The organism is Clostridium sp. UBA3061 (assembly GCF_002367465.1).
GTDB lineage: Bacteria > Bacillota > Clostridia > Clostridiales > Clostridiaceae > Clostridium_J > Clostridium_J sulfidigenes.
The window spans coordinates 346,461-373,304 of record NZ_DFCF01000002.1 but is presented as its reverse complement, the minus strand read 5'-3'; the positions used below and the strand labels follow the sequence as shown (position 1 = coordinate 373,304).

Sequence of the window (26,844 nt, the reverse complement as noted above, 5' to 3'; positions counted from 1 at the left end):
ATGTTTAAATATCAATCTTATTTTTCAGTATAATAAACAACTCCTACAGTTTTAGGTCCTACATGACAGCCTATCACAGGCCCAATGCATTGTATATCTACATCTATACCTAATATTTCTTTGATTTTATTAGCTAGAGCCCTTCCTTCTTCTTCACAGTTTATGTGATGAACTATTACCTGTCCAAGTCCTCTATTTTTTATATCCTTTTGCAATTTTTCTATAATTTTAAGTATTGCCTTCTGTTTTGTTCTAACTTTATCAAAAACTGAAGTCTTTCCAGCTTCTACAGTAAGTATAGGTCTAATTTGAAGAAGTGCTCCAAATAAAGCGGCTGCTCCTCCTATACGACCACCCTTTTTCAAATATTCTAAAGTATCTGGTACAAATAAAAACCTACTCTTACTCTTTATAGCCTCTACTCCAGCTATAACTTCCTCCATAGATTTACCTTCCTCAGCCAGTTTTGCTGCTTCTAAAACTGCATATCCCATTTGCATACAGTTAGATGCTGAATCTATAACTTCCATCCTAGCCTTAGGATATTTGTCCATTATCATTTTTTTTATTAGTTGATTACAAGTAGCATATGTACCACTCATTTCTGATGATATAAAAACTCCTAATGCTTCATGTCCTTCACCTATAACCTGGTCAAAGCTATTAAACAAATCATCTACACTTGGTTGAGATGAAGTAGGTATACTATCTAACTTCTCCAAGGTTTTATAAAACTTATCATTTTCAATTTCTATTTCTTTATTAGCTATATTATTTATAACAACACCTAAAGAAACTACAGTAATATCATATTTTTCTATGAGCTCCTTTGGTATATAACTAGTACTATCTGTTATTATTTTTATACTCATAAATCTTGCCTCCAAATAACAATAATTATATGCTTATTATTAATTATAATCATAATTAATATTTATTTTTATATTATATTTAATTCTAATATAATATTCTAATTTTCAAAAATATAAAACTCTCTACTGAGCTAACATTTAAGTAATATAATATTTAAATTAAGTTTGCATCCTAAATTTAAAATTCAAGATGCAAACTACAATATTAATTATATACAATTTTCTAAACAATATTATAATTATATCAATACCAGATTTAAAAATATATAGATAACCATTATTTTCTTAAAAAATCATACTACTAATTAGTATAAATAACGCTAGCTCAACAATTTCATTATTGGCACCTAGGGTATCTCCAGAATGCCCTCCTATTTTGCTATTACAAAACAAATTAAATATTATAGTAACTATAAGTCCGCCAAGTAAAAGTATAATAATATATTTAATATTAAAGAATAAACTTCCAATAAGTAAAGTAAGAGTTAATGCTCCTGTAAAATATATACCATTAGTATTTCCAATGTAAAAATTCCCAGTACCTTCTTTTTTAGCTGACTTTCCTATTAAAGCAATAAATACAGTAAATAATCTACTTATCATTGGTATTACTATTATCATATAACCTATAGATTTTGTTCCTATATAATATATTCCTAAAGCCTTAACTGCTATATCTATAATCATGGCTAATACTCCAAAAGAACCTACTCTACTATCCTTCATTATCTCAATTATTCGCTCTCTACTTCTAAAAGAAAAGAATCCATCACAGGTATCTCCTAGTCCGTCCATGTGAAGTCCACCTGTAATAAATATTCCAACTATAACTGTAATTATAGCAACCATAGGTAATGGCAACCATATAGATGTAATATAAAAAATTAAATATTCAATAGCCCCAAGAATGGCTCCTACTACGGGAAAATATAAAGTAGCTTTTTTAAAGTTTTCTTTCTCACAAGCCAAAGATATATTTACCGGTATTCTAGTTATAAATTGGAATAGTAAAAGAAAATTATTAAAGAAAATCTTTTCTTTTCCTATGGCTCCTAATACCATAATAGCTATTATAGCTAAAATTATCAAATTTTTAATCATAACTCTGCTCCTCGTCTATCCCTTTATTTTTAATCCTTGTCCACAACAAACTAAATATACCTCATCACAAATATTTGCTACATGCTGATTTATAAACCCTTGAATATCTCTAAAAATTCTAGATAATTTATTTTCAGGCACTAATCCCCATCCAACTTCGTTGGTAATTAATACAACTTCTTTATCTAACTCTTTACACTTTTCTAAGAATAATGTAAATTCATTCTTTATGCTATCACATATTTTATCTATTTCATCATCACTTATATTATCGTAATTTGTAGTGATTTCAAACATTAAATTGGTAGTCATTATAGTAACGCAATCTAAAAAAATATATCTTTCAGTAAATCTCTCTATTTTTTTATGTAAGTCTTTATAACTTTCTAAGGTTTGCCACTTTTTATTTCTGCTTTCCTTATGCTTTTCTATTCTGTGCTTCATTTCATCGTCTGTTACTATAGCTGTTGCTATATATAATACATCATCAGTATGTTTAAGTAGATTTTCTCCATATTTACTTTTCCCACTTCTACATCCACCAGTAACTAAAGTTAATTTACTCATTTTCTTTCTCCTCTTCTTTTATCCTCATAAACAAATTAATTAATATTAAAATTCTACTGGAATTATACTATCAATATAAAAGTACCCGTATTCTAATTTAATTATGGACAAATCTGCATTTTTAGAATTAAACCTCCAATAATTATCTAAACTACCTTCCAATATATAAGTATATATTGTTCTTATAATTCCTCCATGGGTACAAATAAATATATTTTCAACTGATTCTTTTTTTAGTTCTTCCATAAAGCTTTTCACTCTATTATAAACCTCTATAAAGCTCTCTCCATTCTCTATGGAATACTCCTTCCAATCATTTGTCCAAGTATCATATTCTAACTTAAATGAATCTTGTAACTGCTTATAGTTTTTTCCTTCAAAGATTCCAAAGTTTCTTTCATTCAATCTAGAATCTACTTTAACTCCTTCTCCTTCATATATTTTTTTAAGGGTTTCCTTTGCTCTTTTTTTTTCACTACAAAACACTTTATCAAAGTTTATATGCTTCAATTTTTCTCCTACTAATTCTGCTTGCTTAATTCCCTTTTCTGTTAGTTCACAGTCTATATCTCCATAGTAAGTCTTTTTTATATTTTCTTCTGTTTCCCCGTGTCTAACTATATATATTTTCAATTACTACACTCCTTTATAAAAAGCCGTATATCAATAACCTATCTGCACCGGTTCATATTCTATTGTTTTCTTATATCTATATAATCCTTTTTATCTATGCCAGCTTCATTAAAGGAATCCATATTATTCATAGTAAAAACAGCACTCTCTATTATTCCAAAGGCTATTGGACATCCACTACCTTCACCTAATCTCATTCCTAAACTAAACATAGGTTCAAGTCCTAAAGTTTTCATTGCATATTGTGATCCTGGTTCTGCTGATAGGTGAGATGCAAACATATACCCTGAAGTCTTTGAACTTAATTCCTTTGCACAAATAGCTGCAGCTGATGATATAAGCCCATCAATTACCACTGGCACTTTATATATAGCACCTCCTAAAAATACTCCACAAAGGCCAGCTATATCAAATCCACCTACCTTACTAAGCACATCTATTGCATCATTTTTGTTAGGCTTATTTATTTCAATAGATTTTTTTACCATAGCCTTTTTATGGGACAATCCATCATCTGTTAGACCTGAGCCTTTACCAACTATTAAATCACTATCAATTCCAGAGAATACACTTATTATAGCTGCAGAAGTAGCTGTATTACCTACTCCCATCTCACCAGTTCCTATTAAATCATATCCTTGATTTTTTAACTCCTTAACAATATCAATTCCTATCTTTATAGCTTTGATAGCTTCTTCCCTAGTCATTGCAGGACCTTTAGTCATATTACTTGTACCATATCTAATCTTTCTGTTAATTATTCTAGGATCAGTAAATTCCTTATCCACTCCTATATCAACCACAGTAGTATCATTATTGTAGTATCTACTTAATATACACACTCCAGTAGTACCCTTTACAAAATTTTCTGTAACTGTAGCTGTTACCTCTCTTGGGCATGAAGAAACCCCTGATTCTTGAATTCCATTATCAGCACACATTATAACTATATTTTTCTTTTTTATTTCTTTTATATGCTCACCCTTAATACCACTAAGTTTTACAACAATCTCTTCTAATACTCCTAAACTTCCTATAGGCTTGCTTAAATGATCTATGTAATTCTTAGAATTATTCATTACTTCTCTATTTACTTCTTCAATGCCACTTAATAACTTTTTTAATTCATCCACTCTTATCACTCCATCTAAATTTATTCTGTAAAATTTATTCTTTAAATAGTTTTATTATAACTAAAAACACCCTTATCCTCTAAGATAAGGGTGTTAATACACATAACTAAATTTATTAAACTAAAAAATAGTTTGATATACTCTTCCCTCCGAAGGTCTCAACTAACAAAGTTTTAGGCAGGTCTCCTGGCTCACGGCTTATCCTCATCATTTCCTTCCCAGTAAATTACCAGTGGTATCATGACTTGTATCCGTACACAGTAGCGGGGGCTGCAGTGGCTTTTAACCACTTTCCCTATTAAACTTAATGTACCTTAAACTATTATTCATTTAACTTAAATTATATACTACTAGCATAACTTATTCAACAATCTTTATGGACTCCATATTAAATAATACATATAACTTTAGGTTATTAACTATAAATATAAATTAAATTTACATAACATTCGTAAATATCCCTATTCCCTTGAAAAATTTATGAAATAGTGGATAATTATAATTGATAAGTAATATCATTTGAATTGCATTTATAACTTTACTATGATACATAAACTGTATTTTAAAATAGTTTATAAAAATTAACTTAAGATTGGAGACGTACTATGAGTAATAGAATTAAAGGAATAATATTAATTATTTTATCTGCCTTTGGCTTTGCAATGATGTCTGCCTTTGTAAAACTATCTGGAGATTTACCCTCTATGCAAAAGGCTTTTTTTAGAAACATAGTTTCTTTTGTCATAGCCCTTGGTATGATTATATATCACAAAGAAAGTTTCTTTGGCAAAAAAGAAAACCAAAAGCTTCTTATTATGAGATCCACTTTAGGCACATTAGGAGTAATATTAAACTTTTATGCTATAGACCATCTTATTCTTTCAGATGCTAATATGCTTAATAAGCTAAGTCCTTTCTTTGTAATACTTTTCTCTGCTATCTTTTTAAAAGAAAGATTACAGGTAAGGCATATTACTATCATTGCTATTGGTTTCCTTGGATCACTACTTATTATAAAGCCTGCTTTTAGTGTAGACATAATTCCTTACCTCATAGGGCTTTCATCTGCCATATTTGCTGGCTCTGCCTATACCTGCGTTCGAGCCATTGGAAACCGTGAAAAGCATTATACTGTGGTGTTTTATTTTTCTTGCTTTTCTGTAATAACAATTTTCCCATTTATGATATTTTCTTATACACCTATGACTTTGATTCAATTTACCTACTTAATATTAGCCGGTATCTTTGCAACTATAGGACAATTTGGAATTACTCTAGCCTATAAGTATGCACCTGCAAAAGAAATATCAATTTTTGATTACTCTAATATAATCTTTTCAGCTATTATAAGCATGGTAATATTTAACCAATCCCCTGATATCATAAGTATTTTAGGATACATAGTTATATTTTCTGCTTCACTTTACATGTTTATGTACAATAAAAAACTAGATAACCTTAAATAATATTTTTAAAAGTGTTGTCTCAAAGTTAATTCTTTTGAGACAATCCTTTTTATTATATATCTAAGGTCTTTATTTCTCTATTTAATATAGTAATTTATTATTAATTTATGTTTAGCTTAATAATTTCCTCCAAATCTTTAATAAATCTTAAGATTTATTAAAGGTATTTCTTAAGATTTACCATGTAAAATAAAACCATAGTAAAAATTATGTAGAATTAATGGGGGGTTTAAAATATGAAAATATTAATTCTTACAGGAAAATTTGGTATGGGCCATTATTCAGTATCTAAATCTTTATGTGAACAAATTCAGTCTAATCATCCTAATGCATCAGTAGTTATAAAGGATGTTTTTGAATATTCTTTACCAAATTATTCCAATGCACTTTATAAGGCTTTTAATGTTATGGTGAACAAAGGTAGTGTGTTTTATAATCAAGTTTATAAAATTACGGAAAATAGAAAATATAATATGAATCCTATGTTTTTAAAATACTTTCTTCCTAAGCTTGATAACCTAATTAAAGATGTAGAACCTAATATTATTATTTCTACTCTACCCTTTTGCTCTCAACTAATATCAAGATATAAGATGAAATATAATCCATCTCTTCCGCTTATAACTTGCATAACGGATATTAGTAGTCATTCAGAGTGGCTTAATGATAATACTAATTGTTATTTAGTTGGAAGTAACTCTTTAAAAAAGGATTTAATTTTAAAAGGTGTTCCTGAAAACAAAATATTTATTAATGGAATACCAGTAAAAGAGGAATTTAAAAAATCTATAACTAATAGTTCTTCTAATGAAAAACAGCTCCTTATTATGGGCGGTGGATTAGGGCTATTACCCAAGTCTATGGAATTTTATAACCAGCTTAATTCTTTAGAAAATGTAAAGACTACAGTTATTACAGGAAAAAATACTGAAATCTATAATATGCTTTATGGAAAATATGAAAATATTAATGTACTTGGATATACTGATGAGGTTTATAAATATATGCAAAAAGCAGATTTAATACTTTCTAAACCTGGTGGAATAACTTTATTTGAAAGTATTTTCTCAGAAACACCTTTAATTGCCTTTAAGCCTTTTCTTCAACAAGAAATTAATAATACTAACTTTATATTAAATAATGGTATTGGAAAGGTTCTTGAGACAAGTCCTGATAAATGTTTTGATAAAATAAAAAAAATTATTTTTGATGATGCAATACTAGATAATCTTTCTAATAATATAAAAATTTTTAAAAAACAATTTGATTGTACATCAATTGAAAAAGTATTACTTACTTTAGAAGCTAATATGGATGGAGCGTGTGCTTAATGTACTTTACTACTTTAACAGCTATTATTATAATTATTTTTCTAATTCATTCAATTATACCAACCTTATACAACAAATATATAAATTCAAATATTATTAAACTCACTAATAAAGATAATGAAATAATGCTAACTTTTGATGATGGCCCTGATGAAAGATATACTAATAATCTTTTAGATGTGCTTAAAGAAAATAAAATTAAAGCTACTTTCTTTGTTGTTGCAGAGAATGCTAAGAATAATCCTGAAATAATCTATCGTATGCATAAAGAAGGGCACACTATAGCACTACATTCTTTAGCCCATAAAAATGCTCTCTTTTATAGCTATAAATATACGAAAAAAGATTTTAAAAATAGTATAGAAATCATGAAAAACTTCAATTATCAAATCAACTATTATAGACCTCCTTGGGGACATAGTAATATCTTTACAAACTTTTTTGTTAAACAGTATAATTTAAAAATGATTTTATGGGATGTTATGGCAGAAGATTGGAGTAAATATGCTACAGTAGATTCTATATCTTCAAAGTTAATACTACGCACTGATAGAAATTCTATTATATGTCTACATGATGCAGGAGAGAATTCAGGGGGTGCCTCCAATGCTCCTCTTAAAACCATTGAAGCATTATCTACAGTTTTACCTAAGTTAAAATTAGTAGGTTATAAATTTATAACACCAGAAAGGTTAGGACATTAATTGTGCAAAAATCTATAAAAAAAGACAAGTTTAAAAACTACTATGGAAGTTTAATTTTTATGTTCTTACTCATTGCTATTACTTTTTACTTACTTTTTAAAGATACTTCGATAACTTCACTAATCCCTGTAATAAACACAATTAATCCTATTTACTTATTCATAGCATTTTCTATGATGTGTCTATTTATAATTTTTGAAGCTTATGTTATTTATATTATACTTAAAAATTTAAATATAAAAGTACCTTTTAAAAAATGTATTGGTTATTCCTTTATTGGATTTTACTTTAGTGCTATTACTCCTTCATCATCTGGTGGTCAGCCAGCACAAGTATACTATATGAAAAAGGATAATATAAATATATCCTATTCTTCTTTAACTTTGTTAATAGTTGCCATAGTCTATCAATCAGTAATGCTTTTATATGGACTACTTATGTATCTTTTTAAATATACTTTTATAATAAATAATATACATGGCATTAAATGGTTGTTAATTTACGGAGTTATGATAAATGTATTTATAATAGGTTTTATATTTGCAGCTATATTTTCTAAAAATTTAGTTGGTAAATTTATTAAATTTATTGTTGAACTCTTATCAAAATTTAAAGTTATAAAAAATACAGAGTATACTCTATCTAAAATTGATGTTCACCTTGATGAATATACTAATGGTGCTAATTATATCAAAAATAATCCTTTACTAATTGTTAAGGTTTTAATAGTTACAGTTTTACAAATCACAGCCATGTATTTAGTTCCATATTTCATATATAAATCTTTTGGATTAAGTACTTATGGCATTATAGATGTACTTTCTATACAAGCCTTATTAACTATAGCAGTCTCTTCTTTGCCTTTGCCTGGTGCAGTAGGTGCCAGTGAAAGTAGCTTTATGATATTATTTAAAATATTCTTTTCAAAAGAATTATTGCTCTCTGCAATGCTATTAAGCCGTGTAATTAGTTTTTATGCCTTTCTATTATTAAGTAGCATAATAACAATAATTATTCATATTAAAGTTAATGGTAGACATAAAATTCAACATAGTCATCTATATTAATAATAAGCTCAGATAGAAATTACAGTAATAGAATATTTAATATTCTATTAGTTTATATTTAAACTAAAAATACAGACTATATCTAAATAAAATTTGGATATAGTCTGTATTGGTATGTTAATTAATTTATTAGTTTTGAGTTGCCCAATCTGCTGGATATGTTACATATATGAATCTAGCATAGTTTGGAACTGAGAATTTAATTGTGCTTCCTTTTGGTATTAAAATTAATTCTCCAGCATCTGCAGATACAAGTCTTCCATCTATTACTATGTCTAGATGTCCTTCTATAACATAATCTATTTCATCATAGTTTAAAGTCCAATCGAAGGTTGTTTCTTTCATCTCCATTATTCCACAACCTAATCTTTTACTTTCCTGAAGAGTGAATAAATCTTTTGTATATACTATATCACTGCTATTTCCAGTATCAAGTCTATTTGACTCATCTACTCTAACTGTTGGTAGTTTAACAGAGATAATTCCACTTACATCTTTATTTCTTACAAAATCTACAGAATCATTAGAAGCTCCTGTAAGTTTTTCTTCTATTATTTGTCTAACTAATTTTTCTAATAAGCTTTTATCGATATTTTCCATCATTATTTAGCCTCCTCCTTTTTAGCTGCATTGTTTGCAATAAATATAGCTACAAATACTGCTGTAATTCCTGCAACTAATTTACCAACTATCATTGGTAATATCATTTCTGAATTAAATCCTGCTGTAAATCCTAAGTGATCTCCAAATACAAAGGCTGCAGATACTGCAAAAGCAACGTTAATTATTTTACCTCTGTTATCCATATCCTTCATCATTCCGAACATTGGAATACTATTAGCAAGCGTTGCAACCATACCAGCAGCTGCTATATCATTCATTTTTAAAACTTTACCTAATCCCATTAATGGTTTTTGGAATACTTTCGTAATTACATATACTAGTGGGAATGCTCCAGCAAGAACTATTGCTATTGCTCCAACAGTTTCAATACCATCAGAAATTGGTGCCATTCCTGGAATTACAACAATTCCTGTTAATGCTTCAATTACAGCCGCTGCTAATCCTAAAGTTATAACTATTACTACAAACTTCCCGAAAACTGTAAATCCTTTAATTATTGCATTTTCAAATTTCCAAAGTCCTAAAGCTATAAGTGCTGCAATTATTACTATTGGAATTAAGTTTTTTAGTACCATAATTATTGGGAATCCAGCTACAAGACCACCAACAAAAGCTCCTAATGGAATTGTAATAACCCCTGCTAATACTCCCATAGCTAAGAATTTATGATCTTCTTTTTCTATTATTCCAAGGGCAACTGGAATTGTAAATACTATAGTAACACCCATCATTGAACCAACTATTAATCCGCCAAACATTCCTGCTTGAGAATCTACTGCAAGAGCTTTAGAAAGCGAAGCTCCTCCCATATCGTTTGCAAGTAATGTACCTCCAAACATACCGGGGTCTGCTCCTAAGAAATTAAATACTGGTACTATTACTGGTTCTAATATATTTGCAAGTACTGGTGCAAGACAGATAACTCCTATCATTGCAATTGCAAGAGAACCCATAGCCATGAAACCTTCTTCGAACTTTTCTCCCAGTCCAAACTTATTTCCTAAACACTTATCTATGGCTCCAAGGGCCATAAATACAACCATGATATATACGATTATCTCGTTAATTCCCATTGTTTCATCTCCTTAATAAGTTAATTCTTTATTTATTCAATTTATTTATACTGTTAACTGTGTAAACTAAAGTTTAAGCTTTTATGTTAAATACTTAATGATAAGTTCATCTGGCGAAGGTATTACTGATGCATGAACAATTCGTTTTTCTTCTATAGCTTCTTTAGCTATATTTATTCCATGCTCTACATCACTAAGCCCACCAGAAATAATATAAACAAGTTTACCACTTATTCCAGATGCTACTTGTAGTTTTACTAAATTTAAATTGGCTCCCTTAAGAGCAATATCTAACGCTTTAAGACCACTACTTACGCTATTGGTCTCCATTACTCCTATGGCCCCATTAGCCTTAGTTACAAACCTACTTTTCAAAGCTTGTATAATATTATTATGGACACTATTTATAATACAACTATCTATTATATGCCCCTGACCAGAGAAAATCCCGTGGTCAAGGGTTGTTCTTATAGCACCTTCATCTCCTGTTAATATCACTAAAAACCTTCCAGGACATATAGTTTTAATATATAGTACATCAACATCAGCTTTTTTCACCATTTCATCTGCAACTTCAATGCCTTTAGCTATACTTTTAAAATCAATTGCTCCAATACTTTTACTCATTTTCCACCTCTATTGAATCAATTATTCCTATTATAGTTGCATCCACAGGTACATCTCTTTCTCCTAGTGATACTCTAGCTGCACCACCTCTAGTTATAAGTACATTGTCTCCAGTACCTGCACCTACACTATCCGCTGCTACAAAAAAGCCTGTTTCTTCTACATCTATATCTTTAAGTAGCCTCACTATTAAAAACTTTTGACCATTTAGCTTTTCATCTTTTCTAGTTGCCCATAATCTACCAACAACTCTACCTATAACCATATTATCCTCCGCTAAACTCTTTTAACTTTCAGATTATGAATTCTTATAAAGTCGTTAGCCAATGGAGTGATTATGCTTTTTTTATCTATTACCACAGATTTCATTCCATTCATAAATGGCTTCCTAAGATCCATCTCACTAATAAGTTTCTTATTTCTAATTTCGAAGCTCATCTCTTCTGATATAAAATTTGAAGTTTCTAATATACTAATATCTTCAACCTTTTTATACTCTTCTTTTCTTGTGGTTTTATCTTCAACTTTTTCAATAAACTCAACTATATCAATTCCATAAACTTTAAGCTCTCTTTCAAAGCTTAAATACTTATTATATAGTGCTCTTGGAGCAGTATTTTTATACTTTCTATACTCTAGACCATTTTCAAGGACATATACCTTCTTACCTGCTAATAGCATATTAATGATAAAGTTTTCTTCTTCATTAATACCAGTTAGCGTAGCTATATTTGCCATGGACTTTATAGATAGTGTAGAAACTATGGCTATGTCAGCTTCTATTTGTTCTTCATTATATGAAGTCACAGTATATTCTTCATCTAAATTAGATTTAGTAATAGGATCCAACTCTACATCTCCAATTATTACAGCTATCTTATGTTTTACAATATTTTTATTTGTTTCTTCTAACTTTTTATAAACTTCTTTTACTATTAAGTCCACAAGTTTATCATAGTTCATTTATATACCTCCTTTTTGAGGCCTACTTAACTATTCTACAAAGAGTTCCCTTCGTAAATCCACAAGCATTAGCCTCATCATAGTCTATATGCATATATGTTCTAAAGTCTGGGCTTACTCTTATGACAACATCATCAAATATTAGGGGTCTATTACCATAAACCTTTGCTTGAATGATTTCTTTATCTTTCACACCAAACTTCTCTGCATCTTCTGGAGTTATGTGTATGTGCCTTTTAGCAACAATTACTCCTTTATCTATTGTAAGAGTAGCTCGTTCTGTAGAAATTGTAATTCCAGGAGTACCTTCTATTTTACCACTCTCTTTAACAGGAGCCTTAATTCCAAGAACTGTTGCATCAGTTAATGAAATTTCTACTTGTGTAGATTTCCTTGCAGGTCCAAGAACAACAACATTCTTTAGTGAACCCTTAGGTCCTGTTATAGTAACTCTTTCTTTACATGCATATTGACCTGGTTGTGATAAGTCTTTAACCTTATTTAACTGATAATCACGTCCAAATAATATGTTTATATGTTCTTCACATAGGTGAACGTGTTTTCCTGAGGCTTCAACTTCTATAAAAGCTTCTTTTTTTACTCTCTTTATTACTTCATCTATGATATCTTCTACTAAAAGATTATTCATATTTCATCCTCCTGCTTTAACTGTATTCTCCAGTTCTATATTTAAATATCATTATCCAAAACAAGGATGATAATCTATTTAATGCCTTTATTATATCCGGCCTTTGAACATCACCATACTCCCCTTTAAATGCGGTATAAGCTAAAAGTTCAGTTTCTCTTATAGTTGTTCTACAAGAATTTAATGCCACAACAGCCTCACCCATAGAAAACGCTACTGGCTCATGACCAATCCCATAATATTTCTTTGGATAATGAGATTTTTCTCTCAATTCTTCTGGAGTCATACCAAGAAGTTTAAATTCTCCTACTGGTTCATTAACTACTTCACATCTAAGGAGACATCTTACAAACTTTAATATCTCTTCAAGGTCTTCTGTTAGCTTTGAAGCTCCTAATTTATGAGTAATAACTTGAGTTTCCAATATCTTAGACTCAAGAGAATCTAACTTTCCTCTCAGCGCTATTATCTTATGATCTTTAAACACTAATAAGTTTCCATTTAAATGTGTCATATGCTCAGGTTTTTCCATTAATTCAGCACCAAATACAGTTATATATTTACTTTTTTCTTCTCTCGTTTGTAACTTTACAGGTACTTCTTCTTTTACCTTTTTTACTTCATGCACTACTTCCTCTAAAGAATCTACATACTTCAATTTAATATTATTTTCTGACAAAAATGATTTTGCAGATGGGGTTACTATTTGCCCTTTTAGAACTCTAAATTCGGTATATTCCTTAAAGTCTGTTCCCTTTAACTGTCTTCTAACTTCACTTTCAGTTAATACTGACATATCTTCACATCCCTCATTAGATGTAAGAGACGTATTGCTTATTTTAGCAATACATCTCTACACAAACCTAAATTAAACTGTTTCCTGTGTTTTTGGTAAAACAGCATCTACTTCAAAGTGTGGTCTTGGGATTACGTGAACTGATATTAATTCTCCAACTCTTTCAGCAGCAGCTGCTCCAGCATCTGTAGCAGCTTTAACAGCTCCAACATCTCCTCTTACAAGTACAGTTACAAGACCGCCACCAACTTGTTCTTTTCCTACTAGTTGTACGTTAGCAGCTTTAACCATTGCGTCTGCAGCTTCTATTGCTGCTACTAATCCTTTAGTTTCAATCATTCCTAATGCATTTGCGTTTGCCATTATAAATTCCTCCTTAAATTTAACCAATATACTTTGAAATTTTATTTTATTATCTTAATTCACTTATTATTTTCTTAACAAGTAAATTAACAAGCTCTTCTGTGTCTGCAGATGAAAGTGAACTATTATTTCCATTAACTGAATTGCTACTTCCACCTCTAAAATGTTCAATTTCTCTAACTCCATAAGCTACTTTTTTGATATTTACAAGGTGAAGTGGTCCTACATTATCAGATGTTGCACTTCCACCAATAGCTCCACAACCTAAAGTTAAAGCAGGTACTATATTTAGAGAAGCACCTATTCCTCCTAAAGTACTTGGAGTGTTTACTGGTATTCTTGATACCGGCATACTAAGAGCAAATCTTTTTACTAGTTCCTTGTCTTCACAGTGCATTGAGAATGTGTGACCAGCGCCTTCATTAATAAGTATTTCTCTACACTTAGCTTCTATATCATCTACACTCTTTTCAACATAGAATCCTAGAATTGGAGCTAGTTTTTCTCTTGAATATGGAACATTGTGTCCTACTTCTGTTTCTTCAGCAATAAGTACTCTTGCTGAAGAAGGTACGTTAGTTAAATTAGCAAGTTTTGCAATAGTTTCTACACTCTTACCAACTATTTGTGGATTCATACTTCCATTAGCTCTCATTATAAATTTACCAAGTTGTTTTGCTTCTTCTGGGCTTAAGAAATATGCTCCTTGATTTTTGAATTCAGTCACCACTCTATCTTTAATAGCTTCTTCTATAATCACTGATTGCTCAGAAGCACAGATTGTTCCATTATCAAAAGTTTTAGAATCCATTATTCTCTTAACTGCAACTTTAATATCAGCACTCTTATCAATAAATGCTGGACCATTTCCTGGACCAACTCCAAGGGCCGGTGTACCTGAAGAGTACGCTGCTCTAACCATTGCTGAACCACCAGTTGCAAGTATCATAGCTGTATCTTTATTTTTCATTAATTCATCTGTAGCTTGAAGGGTTGGAATTGTAATGCATCCAATAACTCCTTCTGGGCATCCAGCCTTTACAGCTGCTTCATTAATAATTCTAACTGTTTCTAATATACTTTTTTTAGCATTTGGATGTGGTGAAAATACTATTGCGTTTCCACATTTTAATGATATAAGAGCTTTATACATAGTTGTTGATGTTGGATTAGTTGAAGGAATTAATCCTGCAATTACTCCCATAGGTACTGCAACATCCATAACTTTTTTCTCTTCATCTTCTGCAACTATACCAATAGTTTTTAGATCCTTGATATAATCATAGATATATGTAGACCCAAAAATATTTTTAATTACTTTGTCCTGCCATATTCCAAATCCAGTTTCTTCAACTGCCATTTTAGCTAGCTTCTCTGCATTTGCTGCAGCAGCCTCAGCCATAGCCTTAACTATTCTATCAATCTCATCCTGAGATTTTTTAGCCAATTTTGCTTGAGCAGCTTTAGCTGTTTTAATTAGATTTCTAACCTCTTGTATAGACGCTAAATCTTTATCTGTAAGTTCCATTATTTTTCACCTGCTTTGTTATATTCTAGTATAGTTTTAATAAGCACATCCTTTTTGGCAAATTTAATTTGTTTATTTGTCATATTCGGAATTTTTAAAGTTCTAACTAATCTTCTTAACTCTTCTACTTTCATAGAGTTATAATCTATATGATCTTTGAAATCATTTTTTATAATTTCTTCTATTTTGTTTATTTGAGGCTCTATTTCCTTACTTTTTTCTTTGGTTTCTTTTTTAGCTTCTAATTTTTCTTCTGTAACTTTTTCTACAATTTCCGCTTCAGAAGTTTCCACTTTTTCCTTGACTAAAGCCTCTTCTTTTTTATTAACTGGAGTTTCTGTTTTTTCCTTATCTTTTGTATCACTTTTTTCACTGGATGATTCTATAGGTACCTCTTGTGGTTTTTTATGTCCTTCAAAGAATAAACCTTCAACTTGTGAATCTACTCTTGGTATCACATGAGCAGTTCTAAAAGTACCTAAACTTTCTACAGAAGCCTTGGCTGCATCAACTGCAGCCTTTACCGCTCCTACATCTCCAATAATTTTAATAGTAGTTATTCCACCTTTTATTTTCTCTAGTCCAATCAAAGTAACATTTGCAGCCTTTAGAGCAGAATCTGCAGCTTCTACTGCTGCAACGTATCCTCTTACTTCTACTAGACCTAATGCTTTACTCACTTACTAAACCTTCGCCTAAAAGTTTACTGGTTGTTGAGCAACTGATTTGACAGCTTCTGCAAAAGCGTCACATGCTGCCTTACATGCTGATTGACTACCTGTAAGTAATCCACCACCATAGTTTGTTTCAGTTGGAGGTCCAAAGAATTCTTTCATTTCAACATCTGCTGCCTTAAGAGCTGCATCTAATCCATAGATAGCTTCAAGTGGTGGAGCTACTAGATAAGCTATTGCTTCTCCTTCTTTAACTCCTGCTACTTTTGAAAGATAAGTTCCAGTTCTTGAAACACAGTGTGCATAGTAAGCTATAGAGTTATCATCATTAGCACTTACAAAGTGTGATCCATTTTCCATGAAGTCTATAGTAGCATTTAAACCACTTCTTACTTCTGCTGGACTTGGTCCAGCTATTATTCCAATAACTTCACCAGCAAGTTTTGTAGATGCATTAGCAGCACCTGCATACATTGATCTTGCATATACTACATCAACTTCAGCAGCTTTTGTAGCTTCATCAAGGGCAGTGTAAGTTACGTCATCACTATCAGCAGTAATGATACCTAAACTTTTATGATGAGGTTGTAATTCTAATTTTTTAACTAGTTCTGGGCTTACATTTGAAATTATTTTAACGCTTAATACGGTTGGACGTAATGCTTCATTAATCACAATAAATTCCCCCTAAATTATATTTTTAAATTTATTCCTGATGCTTTTTTATCAAGCATTGTCTTTATAAGTTCAGCTATATGTGCTCCAGCTTCAACTGCTGTAGTACCACCTTTATGGATGTTTGATATAACTGTTCTGTTAGCCTCTGGCATATTAGCTGTTGGTCTATAAGCTATATAAGCACTCATTGATTCAGCAGTAACAAGACCTGGTCTTTCACCTACTAGCATACAAACAACCTCTGCTCCTGTTGCATCACCAATGGCATCCATAGCTCCAACTCTACAATGTTTAATGAATAATATATCTCCAATTTCAATTCCATACATTTTTAAACCTTGCTTAATTGAAGGAACTGAATCTTTTAGGTTAGCTTCAATAGCTGCAGAAGAAAGTCCATCTCCAACTACTACTAACACTTTTTGACCTGAGAACTTATCTTTTATAAACTTAGTAGTTTCTTCGTCAAATCTTCTTCCTAGGTCAGGACGAGTTATATATTGATCTTTATCAACACACATTGTATTTACTGGTATTAAATTATTCTCTTTTATAAAGTCTTCAGATACATAAGAGAATACAGAGTCTTGTGCAGCAGCATGGTCAGCTCTAACTCTTAATTGAGTTATAGTTTTGTATCTTGGACCTGATCTTCCAATACCTATTCTTGCTGGAGTTCTTTCCTTCATTTTTAGGTATCCTTCTCTATCATGAGGGTTTTCAACTAAAAGTTGTTTTTTAAGGTCAATTTCTGTGATATCTGGAATACATCCATTTTCATCTACTGAACCTATTACAGCACTCATTTTATTTGCTACTTGATTTACTATGTCAGTACTACCTGATTTTTCTACCATTTCTCCTAATAACTTTTCAACCATTAATTTTAATTCTTGTTCGTTCATCAGTAGTCCCCCCTTATCCTAAAAATATTGAAGCGTCGCCAGCTCTTCTGGTTAACTTGCCATTTTCTATAATTCCCATTTTTTCCATCCACTCTTCAAAAGGTTTAATAGGTTTTACTCCTAATAACTCTCTTAATGTAGCTGTCTCTTGATATCCAGTTGTTTGATAGTTAAGCATTACGTCATCACCATGAGGAATTCCCATGAAGTATGTACATCCTGCTGTAGCAAGTAATACCGCTAAGTTTTCTATATCATTTTGATCAGCTTTCATATGGTTTGTGTAACAAGCGTCACATCCCATTGGGAGTCCTGAAAGTTTACCCATAAAGTGGTCTTCAAGACCAGCTCTTATAACTTGTTTTGCATCATATAGGTACTCAGGTCCTATGAATCCAACAACTGTATTTACTAAGAATGGTTGGAATCTCTTAGCAAATCCATAGCATCTAGCTTCCATTGTTACTTGGTCAGCACCATGGTGTGCATCTGAAGAAAGTTCTGAACCTTGACCAGTTTCAAAATACATTACGTTTGGACCTGTAGCAGTTCCTTCTTTAAGTGCAAGTTGTCTTGCTTCTTCTATTGTTGCAGCAGTAAATCCAAATGCTTCATTTCCTTTTTCAGAACCAGCAATTGATTGGAATATAAGATCCGCTGGCGCACCTTTTCTAATTGCTTCCATTTGTGTAGTTACGTGCGCAAGTACACAAGTTTGAGTTGGTATTTGCCATTTTTCTTTAAATTCATTAAATCTCTTTAAGACTTTTGTTACGCTCTCTACAGAGTCATCAACTGGGTTTAATCCAAGCACTGCGTCTCCAATACCATAGCTTAATCCTTCCATTAAAGATGCAAGTATTCCATCTGGATCATCTGTTGGATGATTTGGTTGTAATCTAACAGATAATGTACCGGGTTCTCCTATAGTTGTATTACAATGTGCTGTAACTTTTATTTTCTTAGCTGCGTATACTAAATCCATATTAGACATTATTTTTGCAACAGCAGCCACTATTTCTGATGTTATTCCTCTTGAAACTCTTCTTATATCTGCTCCTGTAGTATTATCATCTAGTAGCCACTCTCTAAATTCTGCTACAGTCCAATTTTTAACTTCTGCATATATTTTTTCATTTACGTCATCTTGTATTATTCTAGTAACCTCATCTAATTCATAAGGTACTGCAGGATTATTTCTTAAATCAGACAATGTAAGGTTAGAAAGTACAACTTTTGCTGCAACCCTTTCCTCTGCTGACTGTGCAGCTATTCCTGCTAAGTTATCTCCTGATTTTTCTTCGTTTGCTTTTGCCATAACTTCCATTACTGAATTAAACTGGTATACTTTTCCGAATAATTTAGTTTTTAAAATCATGATAATCCTCCTCTCGGTTAATTAAATACTAATGTTTTTATAACTACAGGTAATACTTTACCTTCCGCTACGGGTTTTCCTATATCTATATAATCTCCATTTTCCACCTTGATACCATCTATACAAACTATGTCCTTATCAAGATGTAAAAGGGAGTAAATAGCCTGACCTAATACCTTTGCCATATCATTTTCAACAATTATAATAAGTGGAAGCTTTCTATCAATCAGTTCTTTCATCCCACCTACTAGTCCCTTTGCCATATCTTGTATTTCTGCAAAAGAAGGATTCTTCTTTCCATGTAGGGCTATGGCAATACTCTGAAGTTCATTTTCATATTTAAACCAGTTAATTTTTTCTGATATAGCTTTTTCTAAAACTTCAGAACCTCTATTCTCATCTTCTAAACTGAGCTTTAAAATTGGTAAATTTTTTATAGGGAAGTTGTCATGGGTATATGTAATTGTACTTCCACTAATATCCATAGTGTGAGAGCCAGCTCCCACTACTGTTGCTCTTATAGTTTCTATTGCTCTCGCCAATTTTAATTTTTTACATAAGTCTGAGTTTTTAATAGCTTCTCCAAGAAGTATTCCTATATCTCCATACTTAAAATAATCTTCTATAGGAGATTCATTATATACATAGTCAGCTACTCCGCCTGAAAAAGATATACACTTAATCTCCTCATTTAAGGCAATAGACTTATTAGTAACTATCATTTCAAAGATAGATGTTTGAGTCCTAATTCCTACGCTTTCCTCTAAAAGCTTTACCATTTCATCAATAACTGGAATCAACATTTCTTTAGTTGCTTTATAGCCAACTTTTATATCAAAATTATTTTGATTTATAATATTTTGTATTTTAGGTGCTATATATACTATATTATTTGTGTCTTTATCAAGTTTTATAAGTCTTCCACCTATATCTAGACATCCAGTTTCCTTCAAATCTCCTCTAGTAAACACAGCTAAATTTGTAGTTCCTCCACCAATATCTAGATTAACTACACTTGTAGAATGTTCACTGGAGTAAATGTGAGCTCCTGCACCTTTAGCTGCTATAATACTTTCAAGATCTGGACCTGCTGTAGCAACTACAAAGTCTCCTGCAAATCCACTTAAAGTATGCAGTACTTCGTTGGCATTTTCTTTTCTAGCAGTTTCACCTGTTATAATTACAGCTCCTGTTTGTATTTCATCCTTATTGATACCAGATTTTTTATATTCTAAAGATACTATATCCTTAACTTTCTCGGCATCAATTTCTGTCATAGATTTAAGTGGCGTAAAATAAACATCACTTCTATAAACTACTTCTTTATCAACTATTGATATTCTAGGTACTGAAAAACTTGAAGCAGTGTTTTCTATGATTAGTTTCGAAAATACAAGTTGAGTTGTACTAGTTCCAATATCAATTCCAACACTTAAAAGTTCTTCTCTCATTAAATCACCTCCAAATACAAATATAAAAAGGCTTAAAGCTATCAAATTAATCTTTCAAATAACTATGAAAATTAATTTTTTTAACTTTAAGCCTCTTTGCTTAAATCAAACTACTTCAATGTAGTTCTATTTTATTCAAGTTTTATAGGAAATCTAAATTTAATTCTAGTTCCCTCATCATTAGAAAATATATCTATATCACCTTTTAATTTATCAGATACGTAGTTTTTTACTATAGACATTCCTAAGCTAGAAGATTTATCTATGGAAGTATCAAAACCAACTCCATCGTCAGCTACTGATATTTCTCTAAACTCTTCCTGCTCAGTAACAATAATTTTTATAGTGCCACATTCCCTATGATTAAAAGCATGATCATAACAATTTTGTATTAATTCATTAATTATAAGAGATATTGCAGTAATTCTATCTGTATCAATATAAAAATCATCACCTGATACTTCTATGTTAATTTCCTTTTGAATGTTTAAAAAACATCTTTTAGCATTATCTACTATAGCATTTATAACCTTCATAATCTTTACCTCATCACTTATATCCTTAGATAGAAGTTCATGAGTTGCTGCAATAGCTAGAATCCTATTCACACTTTCTTGAAGACTTACCTTTGCTTCCTCACTATCACATCTTCTCCCTTGAATACGTAAAAGTGAAGCTACAGTTTGTAAGTTATTCTTTACTCTATGATGAATTTCTCTTATAGCAACAGATTTAGAGATTATTTCAGCTTCCTTATTCTTTATATCTGTTATATCTTGAACTATTTCAATAACTCTCAAGTCTTCTTCCTTAATCAGTATTCTTTTTATTCCATAATAAAAATTACCAACTTTTATTTCCTTTGTTATTACTTTATTATCTTCTGTAATCTCTAAGATTTTATTAATATTAGTAAATAGGGTATTATCTAAGGACAAGTCATCATAATGCATTCCTTCAAGCTCATTATATCCCCTACCTATGTAAATCATATCAGCTTTTCTATTTTTAATTCTTAATATTCCATTTTCATCATAAACTAAAATGGCAGATTCTAAGTTATCATTTATCAATCTATTGGAATTTATCAAGTTCATAAGCTGATGTGTCTTTTGTCTTTTGCTTTTGGAGCCATCATTAGGAATAGTAAAATCTTCTTTTATTTCATTACTTATATCATCCTCAACAATAATTACTCCTATTATTTTTTCCTTATTATAAATCGGGTATACCTTTTGCCTTACAAATCTATTTTCTTGTGTTAAAGCTCTTACTCCTTTAAAAACCTCACCGGTTTTTAGAGTTCTTATTACACCAGGCTCATTAATTCTTAAAGCTTTTTTCCCTACTACAGAATTAGTATAAATAGATTCTTTTTTTCTTCCTTCTGAAACCACTATAGCTTCTTCTGGATTTTTTGATGGCACATCTATAAAAGCATCACATTCCTCTAAATTAGCTATTAACTCAATAGAGCTAGAAACCTCTATGATTTTATTAACATCTTCATCAGTAAGATTAGTATAAATATTACATAATTCTTTTATCTTATTCATAAGCCACTATTAAAGTTTTTGCAATATCTATCATAGAGCATCTTCTATCCATACTTAATTTTCTAATGTATCTGTAAGCTTCTTCTTCATCGGAATTTAATTCTTTCATAAGTATACCTTTTGCTTTTTCTATTAATTTTCTTTCGTTTAACTTTGATGTAACTTTCTCCAGGTTATTTTCTAACTCTTCAAACTCTTCTACTTTAGCTAAGCACATTTCCACTGTTGGAATAAATGATTTTTCATCTAAAGGTTTCACCAGATATCCATATGCTCCTACACTTTTAGCCTTTTCTATAAATTCAGTATCATTAAAGGCTGTCAATAAAAGTATTCCACCTGCAAGATGCTCAAGTCTAATTCTTTTACTGGCTCCTATGCCATCAAGTATAGGCATCTGTATATCCATAATTACTAAATCAGGTTTATGCTCTTTACAAAGTTCTACAGCACTAAACCCATCTGAAGCCTCTGCTACTACATTGTAACCCTCCGCTTCTAAGATATCTCTGATATCCATTCTAATAATAGGCTCATCGTCGACTATTATGATTTTTTTACTCATATTTAATTATTCTCCTCTATATTATGAACTTAAATATTTAATTAATTCCTCTATGCCAGTTCCATCTAAAGTATTTACTTCAAATATTCTAGATACTCCAGCCTCATTTAAGATTTCCTTAGCATATTTTATTCTATCTTTGTTTTGAGCAATGTCTATCTTTGTCACTATCCCAATACATTCTTTAGCAAACATACTACAAAAACCTGGTGCTATGTACGATTCTTCTGAAGTACAATCATATACTAGTGCAATTACATCTGCATCTGCTGATGTTACTATCAAAGCTTTGTAGTAAGATCTATTTTCTAGATATTCTCCTGGAGTATCTATAGACTCATCATAAATTTCTACCGATTGAGTCTTCTTATATTCTAAATCTAAATCGTGAATCTTTTGACACAAAGTAGTCTTTCCACTTCCAGTCTTTCCTATAAATATTACTTTTTTCATGTTACCTCCTAGGTTCTAGTAATTTTTGTAGAGGTAAATTGTAATAATCCTTCAAGTACAGAAGTAACTTCCTTTAATGCTGATTCTACAGAACTAATATCTCCTGTTATAACAAGTGAACCACTAAATCTGTCTACAAACCCAAGATTAACTCCAGCAGCTTTTGTAGCTACATCAGCAGCAATTATAGAACCTTCACTTGGAGTTATAGTTAAAATACCAATAGCATCTCTAGTGCTTGCTACAAGACCTAGCTTTTTATAAAGCTCTTCTGTAGGATTTGCTATTATATGTGCAAGGGTTACTTGTTTTCCTGGAACAAACTCCTGTATGATCCTTTGCTTATCGTCACTCATATACTCACCTTACCTTTGCATTTAGAGACAACACTAAAATAATATTTTCATATAAATTATTAGTCTTAGTATTACCTGTGTTTTAACAACTATTCTTAAATAAATCTATAATTTTATAAAAATAATAAAGGCTCCTCGAAAACATAATATTTTCAAGAAGCCCCTTTGCTTAAAACCATTACACTACTTTGTGTATATTTCGATTATATATTCAAAATTTTATACTGTCAACCCATTTTTTGATGTTATTCTTTAATTTTTCCGATAATTTCAATAACATTAAGAGGAGTAGGTATTTTAGGGTTAGTTGCAGTACATGCATCTAATAATGCACTGTTTGCAATTTCTTCTTTAAGCTTTTCTAATTCTTCCATAGATACACCACAAGCTTTTAAAGTGGTAGGCATATTCATTTCCTTTTGTAATTTTTTAATTTCATTTACAATACTTCTAACTCCTGCTCTAGCATTACTACAAGGTAATCCTAATAATTTTGCTATGTTAGCATATTTAATAGCAGCTCTAGAAAACTCATTATTCTCATATCCTACTATGTCAGCATTAAAATCAACTATATAAGGTAATAATAAAGCATTAGTTCTTCCATGAGGTACATGGAATTTGCCGCCTAGAACATGGGCTATCCCATGATTTAATCCAAGAGAAGCTGAATTAAATGCAATTCCAGCAAGACATGATGCATTATGCATTTTTTCTCTAGCTTCTATATCTTCACCATTACTATATGCTCTTAAAAGATATTTAAATGATAGTATAAGTGCTTTTTCAGCTAAAGCATCTGAAAAATCAGAAGCATTTGTAGATACATAAGCTTCAAGAGCATGGGTTATTACATCCATACCTGTATCTGCAGTAATTGATCCAGGTACACTTTTCACTAGTTCTGGATCTAATATAGCCACATCTGGTAATAGATCATCTGAAACTAATGGATACTTTGTTCCCTTAGTTTTATCTGTTATTACTGAGAAAGATGTAACCTCTGAACCTGTACCGCTTGTAGTTGGGATAGCTATAAATTCCATATCTGTGACAGATGTAATTTTCTTCGCAAAATCCATTATTGCTTTAGCTGCATCTATTGAAGAACCTCCTCCTAGAGCAATCAACACTTCTGGCTTAACTTTCTGAAGCTCTTCTATACCTTGAACTATAAGCTCTATAGGTGGATCTGGAACTATATCACTAAATATAGTTATGTTAGCACTTTTTAATTTTTCTGTTATGTTATTAATCATTCCTGATTTCACCATGAAAGGATCTGTAACTACAAAAACTTTTTTATTTCCTACTTCCTCTAACCGTTCTAAAGCTCCTTGACCAAAATAAATCTGAGTTTTAATTTTAAAATTGTTCATCTTAAACTCCTTTCAAGACTATCTTATTTACAATATAGTCTTTAAAATTAATTAACTATTTATGCAGTAAGTTTATTAAAAGAAAATTCATTATTAAATTTACCCTAAAAACAACCACAAAAAGCTCCATAGGAATAATCCTATGGAGCTTCACTGCTCTTTAAGTACTTCATTGTACATATTTTCAATATACTATTTTAAAAAATAAAAGTCAATAAATATTCAATTAATTAAAATGTAAACTTATTAATTAATTGAATATAATATTTATACTATAATATTTATCTCTTAAACTACTATTTTCTACAGCATTTTTATTTATATTAATAAATATTAAAAAATTTTTCTGTTTTAAATATTTTTTATGATAAAATCCTCTAAATTTGCCGTTAAATATTACATTTTCTCGAGTCTATTATACGTTTACATATGACTATTTTTAAAATATAATATTTGTATAACATTATAACCCTTAATACTAGGAGGACGGAATGAAAAACTTTTTTTATAAAACTAATGTAAAAAATAATATTATTACTTTATATCCTAAAGAATCTAAATGTAATGTTTGGTATATTATTTCTATAAGTTTTCTCATTGTTTTTATGATATTTAATATATTCTTTTCAAATCTATTAGTCCTAGATGGTAAATTTCCTTTGCCATGGATTGTATTATTATGTATAACTGTAATTATAACCATCACTAATTTTAATGAATTTCACTCTTCTAATTTTATTATTATCAGTTATATTATAACCATTCCAATGATTTTAAATTATTTATCGTTTAAATTATACATATACATACCTAGTCATATAATTCTTATATTATCTTTAGGTATATCTATAATCTACAGAGTTACAAAAGAATTCCATAGTAAAAAATATCTAAAAATTATTATGGTGATTTTATCTATATGTACTTTCTTTTCAATTAATTATTACATATATTCTAAGAGAATTATAAAAGATTCTAACCTTAATACTACTGTAAAAAAAGCCATAGGTATGAATTCATATTCTTTAAATTCTTTGAATAAAACTGAACTTTCAAATGTAAATATACTTAAAATAAAAAATGTATCTAATCTAAAAGGCTTAGAATACATTGAAAATTTAAACACCTTGGATATTAATGATGATGGATTAATTTTAGATTATTTACCTATTACTAAGTTGTATAATTTAAAGACTTTAAGTATACACAGATGCAACTTAAATGTCTTAAGTGAAGTAGCCTTATTTGATAAAATAGATACTTTTAAACTTATATATCCTAAAACTGATTCTATAAATAGTCTGCCATTATTCCCAAAGGTAAAAAACTTAACCATTAGCTTTAGCAGTGATTTTCAGCTTTCAACTTTGAAAAATTTTCCTAATGTAGAGGAATTCTCTCTATGTTTAGAAGGTCCTTTAATTGTAGATGGAATAGAAGTTATAAATAATCTAAAAACCTTGAATCTATCCTACGCTTACATATCAGATTATTCTAAACTTTTTGATATACCTACACTGAAAACTATTAGTTTAAAAAATTGTTATATTGTAAATTTAGAGGATTTCATAAAACAGGCTGAATCTAAAGGTATTAAAGTCATTATGTAGTTTTACATAATGACTTTAATCAAACTGATCATCTCTTTAAAATACATACATATATTATCTATATAACTATTTTTACACTTTCTCCTTCATTGGTTTTTATATCTACAAGAACTAAGCCTTTATATTTTTTATTAAGATACTTAATTGCTTTTTTTAAGTTCTTCATTTCTTTATTGTTAATTGCTACCTTGGTTTTACTATTATTTTTTTTCCTATACATAGATTTTAATGCTAAAGGTAGTACAAATATTCCTAGCGAAATACAAACCCTTGGTATACATATATTTTTACTCTTATTTTCCCCTGGTTCTTTTATATTGATAATCATTTACTCAAATCCCC

Annotated in this window: 30 protein-coding genes and 1 riboswitch; of the genes, 5 read left to right on the top strand and 25 right to left on the bottom strand. The window is 30.2% G+C overall.

Annotated features, from left to right (window positions below; all coding sequences use genetic code 11):
- Positions 1 to 17 precede the first annotated feature (17 nt).
- From B2P65_RS01905 to cobT, 5 genes are all read right to left on the bottom strand, one after another.
- Positions 18 to 872, bottom strand: coding sequence for a DegV family protein (locus tag B2P65_RS01905; protein ID WP_346879502.1), 855 nt, complete (start codon positions 870 to 872; stop codon positions 18 to 20).
- A gap of 285 nt (positions 873 to 1,157) precedes the next feature.
- Positions 1,158 to 1,973: an adenosylcobinamide-GDP ribazoletransferase gene (cobS, locus tag B2P65_RS01900; protein ID WP_346847412.1), complete on the bottom strand. Its 816-nt coding sequence runs from the start codon at positions 1,971 to 1,973 to the stop codon at positions 1,158 to 1,160.
- A gap of 15 nt (positions 1,974 to 1,988) precedes the next feature.
- Positions 1,989 to 2,540 (bottom strand): bifunctional adenosylcobinamide kinase/adenosylcobinamide-phosphate guanylyltransferase, encoded by a 552-nt coding sequence (cobU, locus tag B2P65_RS01895; RefSeq protein WP_346847411.1) that lies wholly within the window; start codon positions 2,538 to 2,540, stop codon positions 1,989 to 1,991.
- A 45-nt stretch (positions 2,541 to 2,585) separates the two neighbouring features.
- Positions 2,586 to 3,173 (bottom strand): alpha-ribazole phosphatase, encoded by a 588-nt coding sequence (gene cobC, locus B2P65_RS01890; protein ID WP_346879501.1) that lies wholly within the window; start codon positions 3,171 to 3,173, stop codon positions 2,586 to 2,588.
- 59 nt (positions 3,174 to 3,232) lie between these two features.
- Positions 3,233 to 4,306, bottom strand: coding sequence for a nicotinate-nucleotide--dimethylbenzimidazole phosphoribosyltransferase (gene cobT / locus B2P65_RS01885; RefSeq protein ID WP_346847409.1), 1,074 nt, complete (start codon positions 4,304 to 4,306; stop codon positions 3,233 to 3,235).
- A gap of 159 nt (positions 4,307 to 4,465) precedes the next feature.
- Positions 4,466 to 4,638: riboswitch (cobalamin riboswitch) on the bottom strand.
- A 273-nt stretch (positions 4,639 to 4,911) separates the two neighbouring features.
- Between cobT and B2P65_RS01880 the strand changes: the two genes are divergently transcribed.
- The 4 genes from B2P65_RS01880 to B2P65_RS01865 all read left to right on the top strand — a co-directional run bounded on the left by B2P65_RS01880 (position 4,912) and on the right by B2P65_RS01865 (position 8,874).
- Entirely contained in the window at positions 4,912 to 5,772 is an 861-nt protein-coding gene (locus B2P65_RS01880; RefSeq protein WP_346847408.1) for a DMT family transporter, read from the top strand.
- A gap of 236 nt (positions 5,773 to 6,008) precedes the next feature.
- Positions 6,009 to 7,103, top strand: coding sequence for an MGDG synthase family glycosyltransferase (locus tag B2P65_RS01875; RefSeq protein ID WP_346879500.1), 1,095 nt, complete (start codon positions 6,009 to 6,011; stop codon positions 7,101 to 7,103).
- Positions 7,103 to 7,807, top strand: coding sequence for a polysaccharide deacetylase family protein (locus B2P65_RS01870; RefSeq protein ID WP_346847406.1), 705 nt, complete (start codon positions 7,103 to 7,105; stop codon positions 7,805 to 7,807). Before B2P65_RS01875 ends, B2P65_RS01870 begins: the two co-directional genes overlap by 1 nt.
- Positions 7,808 to 7,809: 2 nt before the next feature.
- A complete protein-coding gene (locus B2P65_RS01865) occupies positions 7,810 to 8,874 on the top strand; it encodes a lysylphosphatidylglycerol synthase transmembrane domain-containing protein (RefSeq protein ID WP_346847405.1) in 1,065 nt (354 codons plus the stop codon).
- 129 nt (positions 8,875 to 9,003) lie between these two features.
- On the opposite strand, the gene B2P65_RS01860 is transcribed toward B2P65_RS01865, so the two are convergent.
- From B2P65_RS01860 to B2P65_RS01770, 19 genes are all read right to left on the bottom strand, one after another.
- Entirely contained in the window at positions 9,004 to 9,474 is a 471-nt protein-coding gene (locus tag B2P65_RS01860; RefSeq protein WP_346879562.1) for a cupin domain-containing protein, read from the bottom strand.
- 2 nt (positions 9,475 to 9,476) lie between these two features.
- Complete coding sequence (gene eutH, locus B2P65_RS01855; protein WP_035130598.1) at positions 9,477 to 10,571, bottom strand: ethanolamine utilization protein EutH; 1,095 nt, start codon at positions 10,569 to 10,571, stop codon at positions 9,477 to 9,479.
- 81 nt (positions 10,572 to 10,652) lie between these two features.
- Entirely contained in the window at positions 10,653 to 11,198 is a 546-nt protein-coding gene (locus B2P65_RS01850) for a BMC domain-containing protein (protein WP_346847404.1), read from the bottom strand.
- The gene (locus B2P65_RS01845) at positions 11,191 to 11,463 is read right to left on the bottom strand and encodes a EutN/CcmL family microcompartment protein (protein WP_035130595.1); all 273 of its coding nucleotides are present in this window, start codon (positions 11,461 to 11,463) and stop codon (positions 11,191 to 11,193) included. The genes B2P65_RS01850 and B2P65_RS01845 overlap by 8 nt, the downstream gene beginning before the upstream one ends.
- 11 nt (positions 11,464 to 11,474) lie before the next feature.
- Complete coding sequence (locus tag B2P65_RS01840; RefSeq protein ID WP_035130591.1) at positions 11,475 to 12,161, bottom strand: TIGR02536 family ethanolamine utilization protein; 687 nt, start codon at positions 12,159 to 12,161, stop codon at positions 11,475 to 11,477.
- Between the two features lie 22 nt (positions 12,162 to 12,183).
- A complete protein-coding gene (eutD, locus tag B2P65_RS01835) occupies positions 12,184 to 12,810 on the bottom strand; it encodes an ethanolamine utilization phosphate acetyltransferase EutD (RefSeq protein WP_150846124.1) in 627 nt (208 codons plus the stop codon).
- 16 nt (positions 12,811 to 12,826) lie between these two features.
- Positions 12,827 to 13,606, bottom strand: a complete 780-nt coding sequence (locus tag B2P65_RS01830; RefSeq protein ID WP_346847403.1) for a cobalamin adenosyltransferase — start codon at positions 13,604 to 13,606, stop codon at positions 12,827 to 12,829.
- 72 nt (positions 13,607 to 13,678) lie between these two features.
- Positions 13,679 to 13,969 carry an ethanolamine utilization microcompartment protein EutM gene (gene eutM / locus B2P65_RS01825; RefSeq protein WP_035130585.1) on the bottom strand — a complete coding sequence of 97 codons (291 nt, stop codon included), beginning with the start codon at positions 13,967 to 13,969 and terminating at the stop codon, positions 13,679 to 13,681.
- Between the two features lie 49 nt (positions 13,970 to 14,018).
- Entirely contained in the window at positions 14,019 to 15,497 is a 1,479-nt protein-coding gene (locus tag B2P65_RS01820) for an acetaldehyde dehydrogenase (acetylating) (protein ID WP_346847402.1), read from the bottom strand.
- The gene (locus B2P65_RS01815) at positions 15,497 to 16,177 is read right to left on the bottom strand and encodes a BMC domain-containing protein (protein ID WP_346847401.1); all 681 of its coding nucleotides are present in this window, start codon (positions 16,175 to 16,177) and stop codon (positions 15,497 to 15,499) included. Before B2P65_RS01815 ends, B2P65_RS01820 begins: the two co-directional genes overlap by 1 nt.
- A gap of 15 nt (positions 16,178 to 16,192) precedes the next feature.
- Positions 16,193 to 16,846: an ethanolamine utilization microcompartment protein EutL gene (gene eutL, locus B2P65_RS01810; protein WP_035130583.1), complete on the bottom strand. Its 654-nt coding sequence runs from the start codon at positions 16,844 to 16,846 to the stop codon at positions 16,193 to 16,195.
- A gap of 17 nt (positions 16,847 to 16,863) precedes the next feature.
- A complete protein-coding gene (eutC, locus tag B2P65_RS01805; protein ID WP_346877288.1) occupies positions 16,864 to 17,754 on the bottom strand; it encodes an ethanolamine ammonia-lyase subunit EutC in 891 nt (296 codons plus the stop codon).
- A gap of 13 nt (positions 17,755 to 17,767) precedes the next feature.
- Positions 17,768 to 19,132, bottom strand: coding sequence for an ethanolamine ammonia-lyase subunit EutB (locus tag B2P65_RS01800; protein ID WP_346847399.1), 1,365 nt, complete (start codon positions 19,130 to 19,132; stop codon positions 17,768 to 17,770).
- A 17-nt stretch (positions 19,133 to 19,149) separates the two neighbouring features.
- Entirely contained in the window at positions 19,150 to 20,583 is a 1,434-nt protein-coding gene (eutA, locus tag B2P65_RS01795) for an ethanolamine ammonia-lyase reactivating factor EutA (protein WP_346847398.1), read from the bottom strand.
- 131 nt (positions 20,584 to 20,714) lie between these two features.
- Positions 20,715 to 22,139, bottom strand: a complete 1,425-nt coding sequence (locus B2P65_RS01790) for a sensor histidine kinase (RefSeq protein ID WP_035130573.1) — start codon at positions 22,137 to 22,139, stop codon at positions 20,715 to 20,717.
- On the bottom strand, positions 22,132 to 22,704 hold the full coding sequence (locus B2P65_RS01785; RefSeq protein WP_035130570.1) for an ANTAR domain-containing response regulator: 573 nt from the start codon (positions 22,702 to 22,704) through the stop codon (positions 22,132 to 22,134). Before B2P65_RS01785 ends, B2P65_RS01790 begins: the two co-directional genes overlap by 8 nt.
- Before the next feature lie 21 nt (positions 22,705 to 22,725).
- Complete coding sequence (locus B2P65_RS01780; RefSeq protein WP_035130567.1) at positions 22,726 to 23,157, bottom strand: EutP/PduV family microcompartment system protein; 432 nt, start codon at positions 23,155 to 23,157, stop codon at positions 22,726 to 22,728.
- 8 nt (positions 23,158 to 23,165) lie between these two features.
- Complete coding sequence (gene eutS / locus B2P65_RS01775; protein ID WP_035130564.1) at positions 23,166 to 23,513, bottom strand: ethanolamine utilization microcompartment protein EutS; 348 nt, start codon at positions 23,511 to 23,513, stop codon at positions 23,166 to 23,168.
- Between the two features lie 245 nt (positions 23,514 to 23,758).
- Positions 23,759 to 24,892, bottom strand: a complete 1,134-nt coding sequence (locus B2P65_RS01770; RefSeq protein ID WP_346847397.1) for a 1-propanol dehydrogenase PduQ — start codon at positions 24,890 to 24,892, stop codon at positions 23,759 to 23,761.
- A gap of 491 nt (positions 24,893 to 25,383) precedes the next feature.
- Here B2P65_RS01770 and B2P65_RS01765 point away from each other — a divergent pair, with 491 nt between their 5' ends.
- On the top strand, positions 25,384 to 26,502 hold the full coding sequence (locus tag B2P65_RS01765) for a hypothetical protein (protein ID WP_346879499.1): 1,119 nt from the start codon (positions 25,384 to 25,386) through the stop codon (positions 26,500 to 26,502).
- 58 nt (positions 26,503 to 26,560) lie between these two features.
- On the opposite strand, the gene B2P65_RS01760 is transcribed toward B2P65_RS01765, so the two are convergent.
- Entirely contained in the window at positions 26,561 to 26,830 is a 270-nt protein-coding gene (locus B2P65_RS01760) for a hypothetical protein (RefSeq protein ID WP_346847395.1), read from the bottom strand.
- Positions 26,831 to 26,844: the final 14 nt, after the last annotated feature.

Coding starts and splice junctions, on each gene's coding strand:
- B2P65_RS01905 (WP_346879502.1), bottom strand. CDS start 872: ATGAGTATAAAAATAATAACAGATAGTACTAGTTATATACCAAAGGAG.
- cobS (WP_346847412.1), bottom strand. CDS start 1,973: ATGATTAAAAATTTGATAATTTTAGCTATAATAGCTATTATGGTATTA.
- cobU (WP_346847411.1), bottom strand. CDS start 2,540: ATGAGTAAATTAACTTTAGTTACTGGTGGATGTAGAAGTGGGAAAAGT.
- B2P65_RS01880 (WP_346847408.1), top strand. CDS start 4,912: ATGAGTAATAGAATTAAAGGAATAATATTAATTATTTTATCTGCCTTT.
- B2P65_RS01875 (WP_346879500.1), top strand. CDS start 6,009: ATGAAAATATTAATTCTTACAGGAAAATTTGGTATGGGCCATTATTCA.
- B2P65_RS01870 (WP_346847406.1), top strand. CDS start 7,103: ATGTACTTTACTACTTTAACAGCTATTATTATAATTATTTTTCTAATT.
- B2P65_RS01860 (WP_346879562.1), bottom strand. CDS start 9,474: ATGGAAAATATCGATAAAAGCTTATTAGAAAAATTAGTTAGACAAATA.
- eutH (WP_035130598.1), bottom strand. CDS start 10,571: ATGGGAATTAACGAGATAATCGTATATATCATGGTTGTATTTATGGCC.
- B2P65_RS01850 (WP_346847404.1), bottom strand. CDS start 11,198: ATGAGTAAAAGTATTGGAGCAATTGATTTTAAAAGTATAGCTAAAGGC.
- B2P65_RS01845 (WP_035130595.1), bottom strand. CDS start 11,463: ATGGTTATAGGTAGAGTTGTTGGTAGATTATGGGCAACTAGAAAAGAT.
- B2P65_RS01840 (WP_035130591.1), bottom strand. CDS start 12,161: ATGAACTATGATAAACTTGTGGACTTAATAGTAAAAGAAGTTTATAAA.
- eutD (WP_150846124.1), bottom strand. CDS start 12,810: ATGAATAATCTTTTAGTAGAAGATATCATAGATGAAGTAATAAAGAGA.
- B2P65_RS01830 (WP_346847403.1), bottom strand. CDS start 13,606: ATGTCAGTATTAACTGAAAGTGAAGTTAGAAGACAGTTAAAGGGAACA.
- eutM (WP_035130585.1), bottom strand. CDS start 13,969: ATGGCAAACGCAAATGCATTAGGAATGATTGAAACTAAAGGATTAGTA.
- B2P65_RS01820 (WP_346847402.1), bottom strand. CDS start 15,497: ATGGAACTTACAGATAAAGATTTAGCGTCTATACAAGAGGTTAGAAAT.
- eutC (WP_346877288.1), bottom strand. CDS start 17,754: ATGAACGAACAAGAATTAAAATTAATGGTTGAAAAGTTATTAGGAGAA.
- B2P65_RS01800 (WP_346847399.1), bottom strand. CDS start 19,132: ATGATTTTAAAAACTAAATTATTCGGAAAAGTATACCAGTTTAATTCA.
- eutA (WP_346847398.1), bottom strand. CDS start 20,583: ATGAGAGAAGAACTTTTAAGTGTTGGAATTGATATTGGAACTAGTACA.
- B2P65_RS01790 (WP_035130573.1), bottom strand. CDS start 22,139: ATGAATAAGATAAAAGAATTATGTAATATTTATACTAATCTTACTGAT.
- B2P65_RS01785 (WP_035130570.1), bottom strand. CDS start 22,704: ATGAGTAAAAAAATCATAATAGTCGACGATGAGCCTATTATTAGAATG.
- B2P65_RS01780 (WP_035130567.1), bottom strand. CDS start 23,157: ATGAAAAAAGTAATATTTATAGGAAAGACTGGAAGTGGAAAGACTACT.
- eutS (WP_035130564.1), bottom strand. CDS start 23,513: ATGAGTGACGATAAGCAAAGGATCATACAGGAGTTTGTTCCAGGAAAA.
- B2P65_RS01770 (WP_346847397.1), bottom strand. CDS start 24,892: ATGAACAATTTTAAAATTAAAACTCAGATTTATTTTGGTCAAGGAGCT.
- B2P65_RS01765 (WP_346879499.1), top strand. CDS start 25,384: ATGAAAAACTTTTTTTATAAAACTAATGTAAAAAATAATATTATTACT.
- B2P65_RS01760 (WP_346847395.1), bottom strand. CDS start 26,830: ATGATTATCAATATAAAAGAACCAGGGGAAAATAAGAGTAAAAATATA.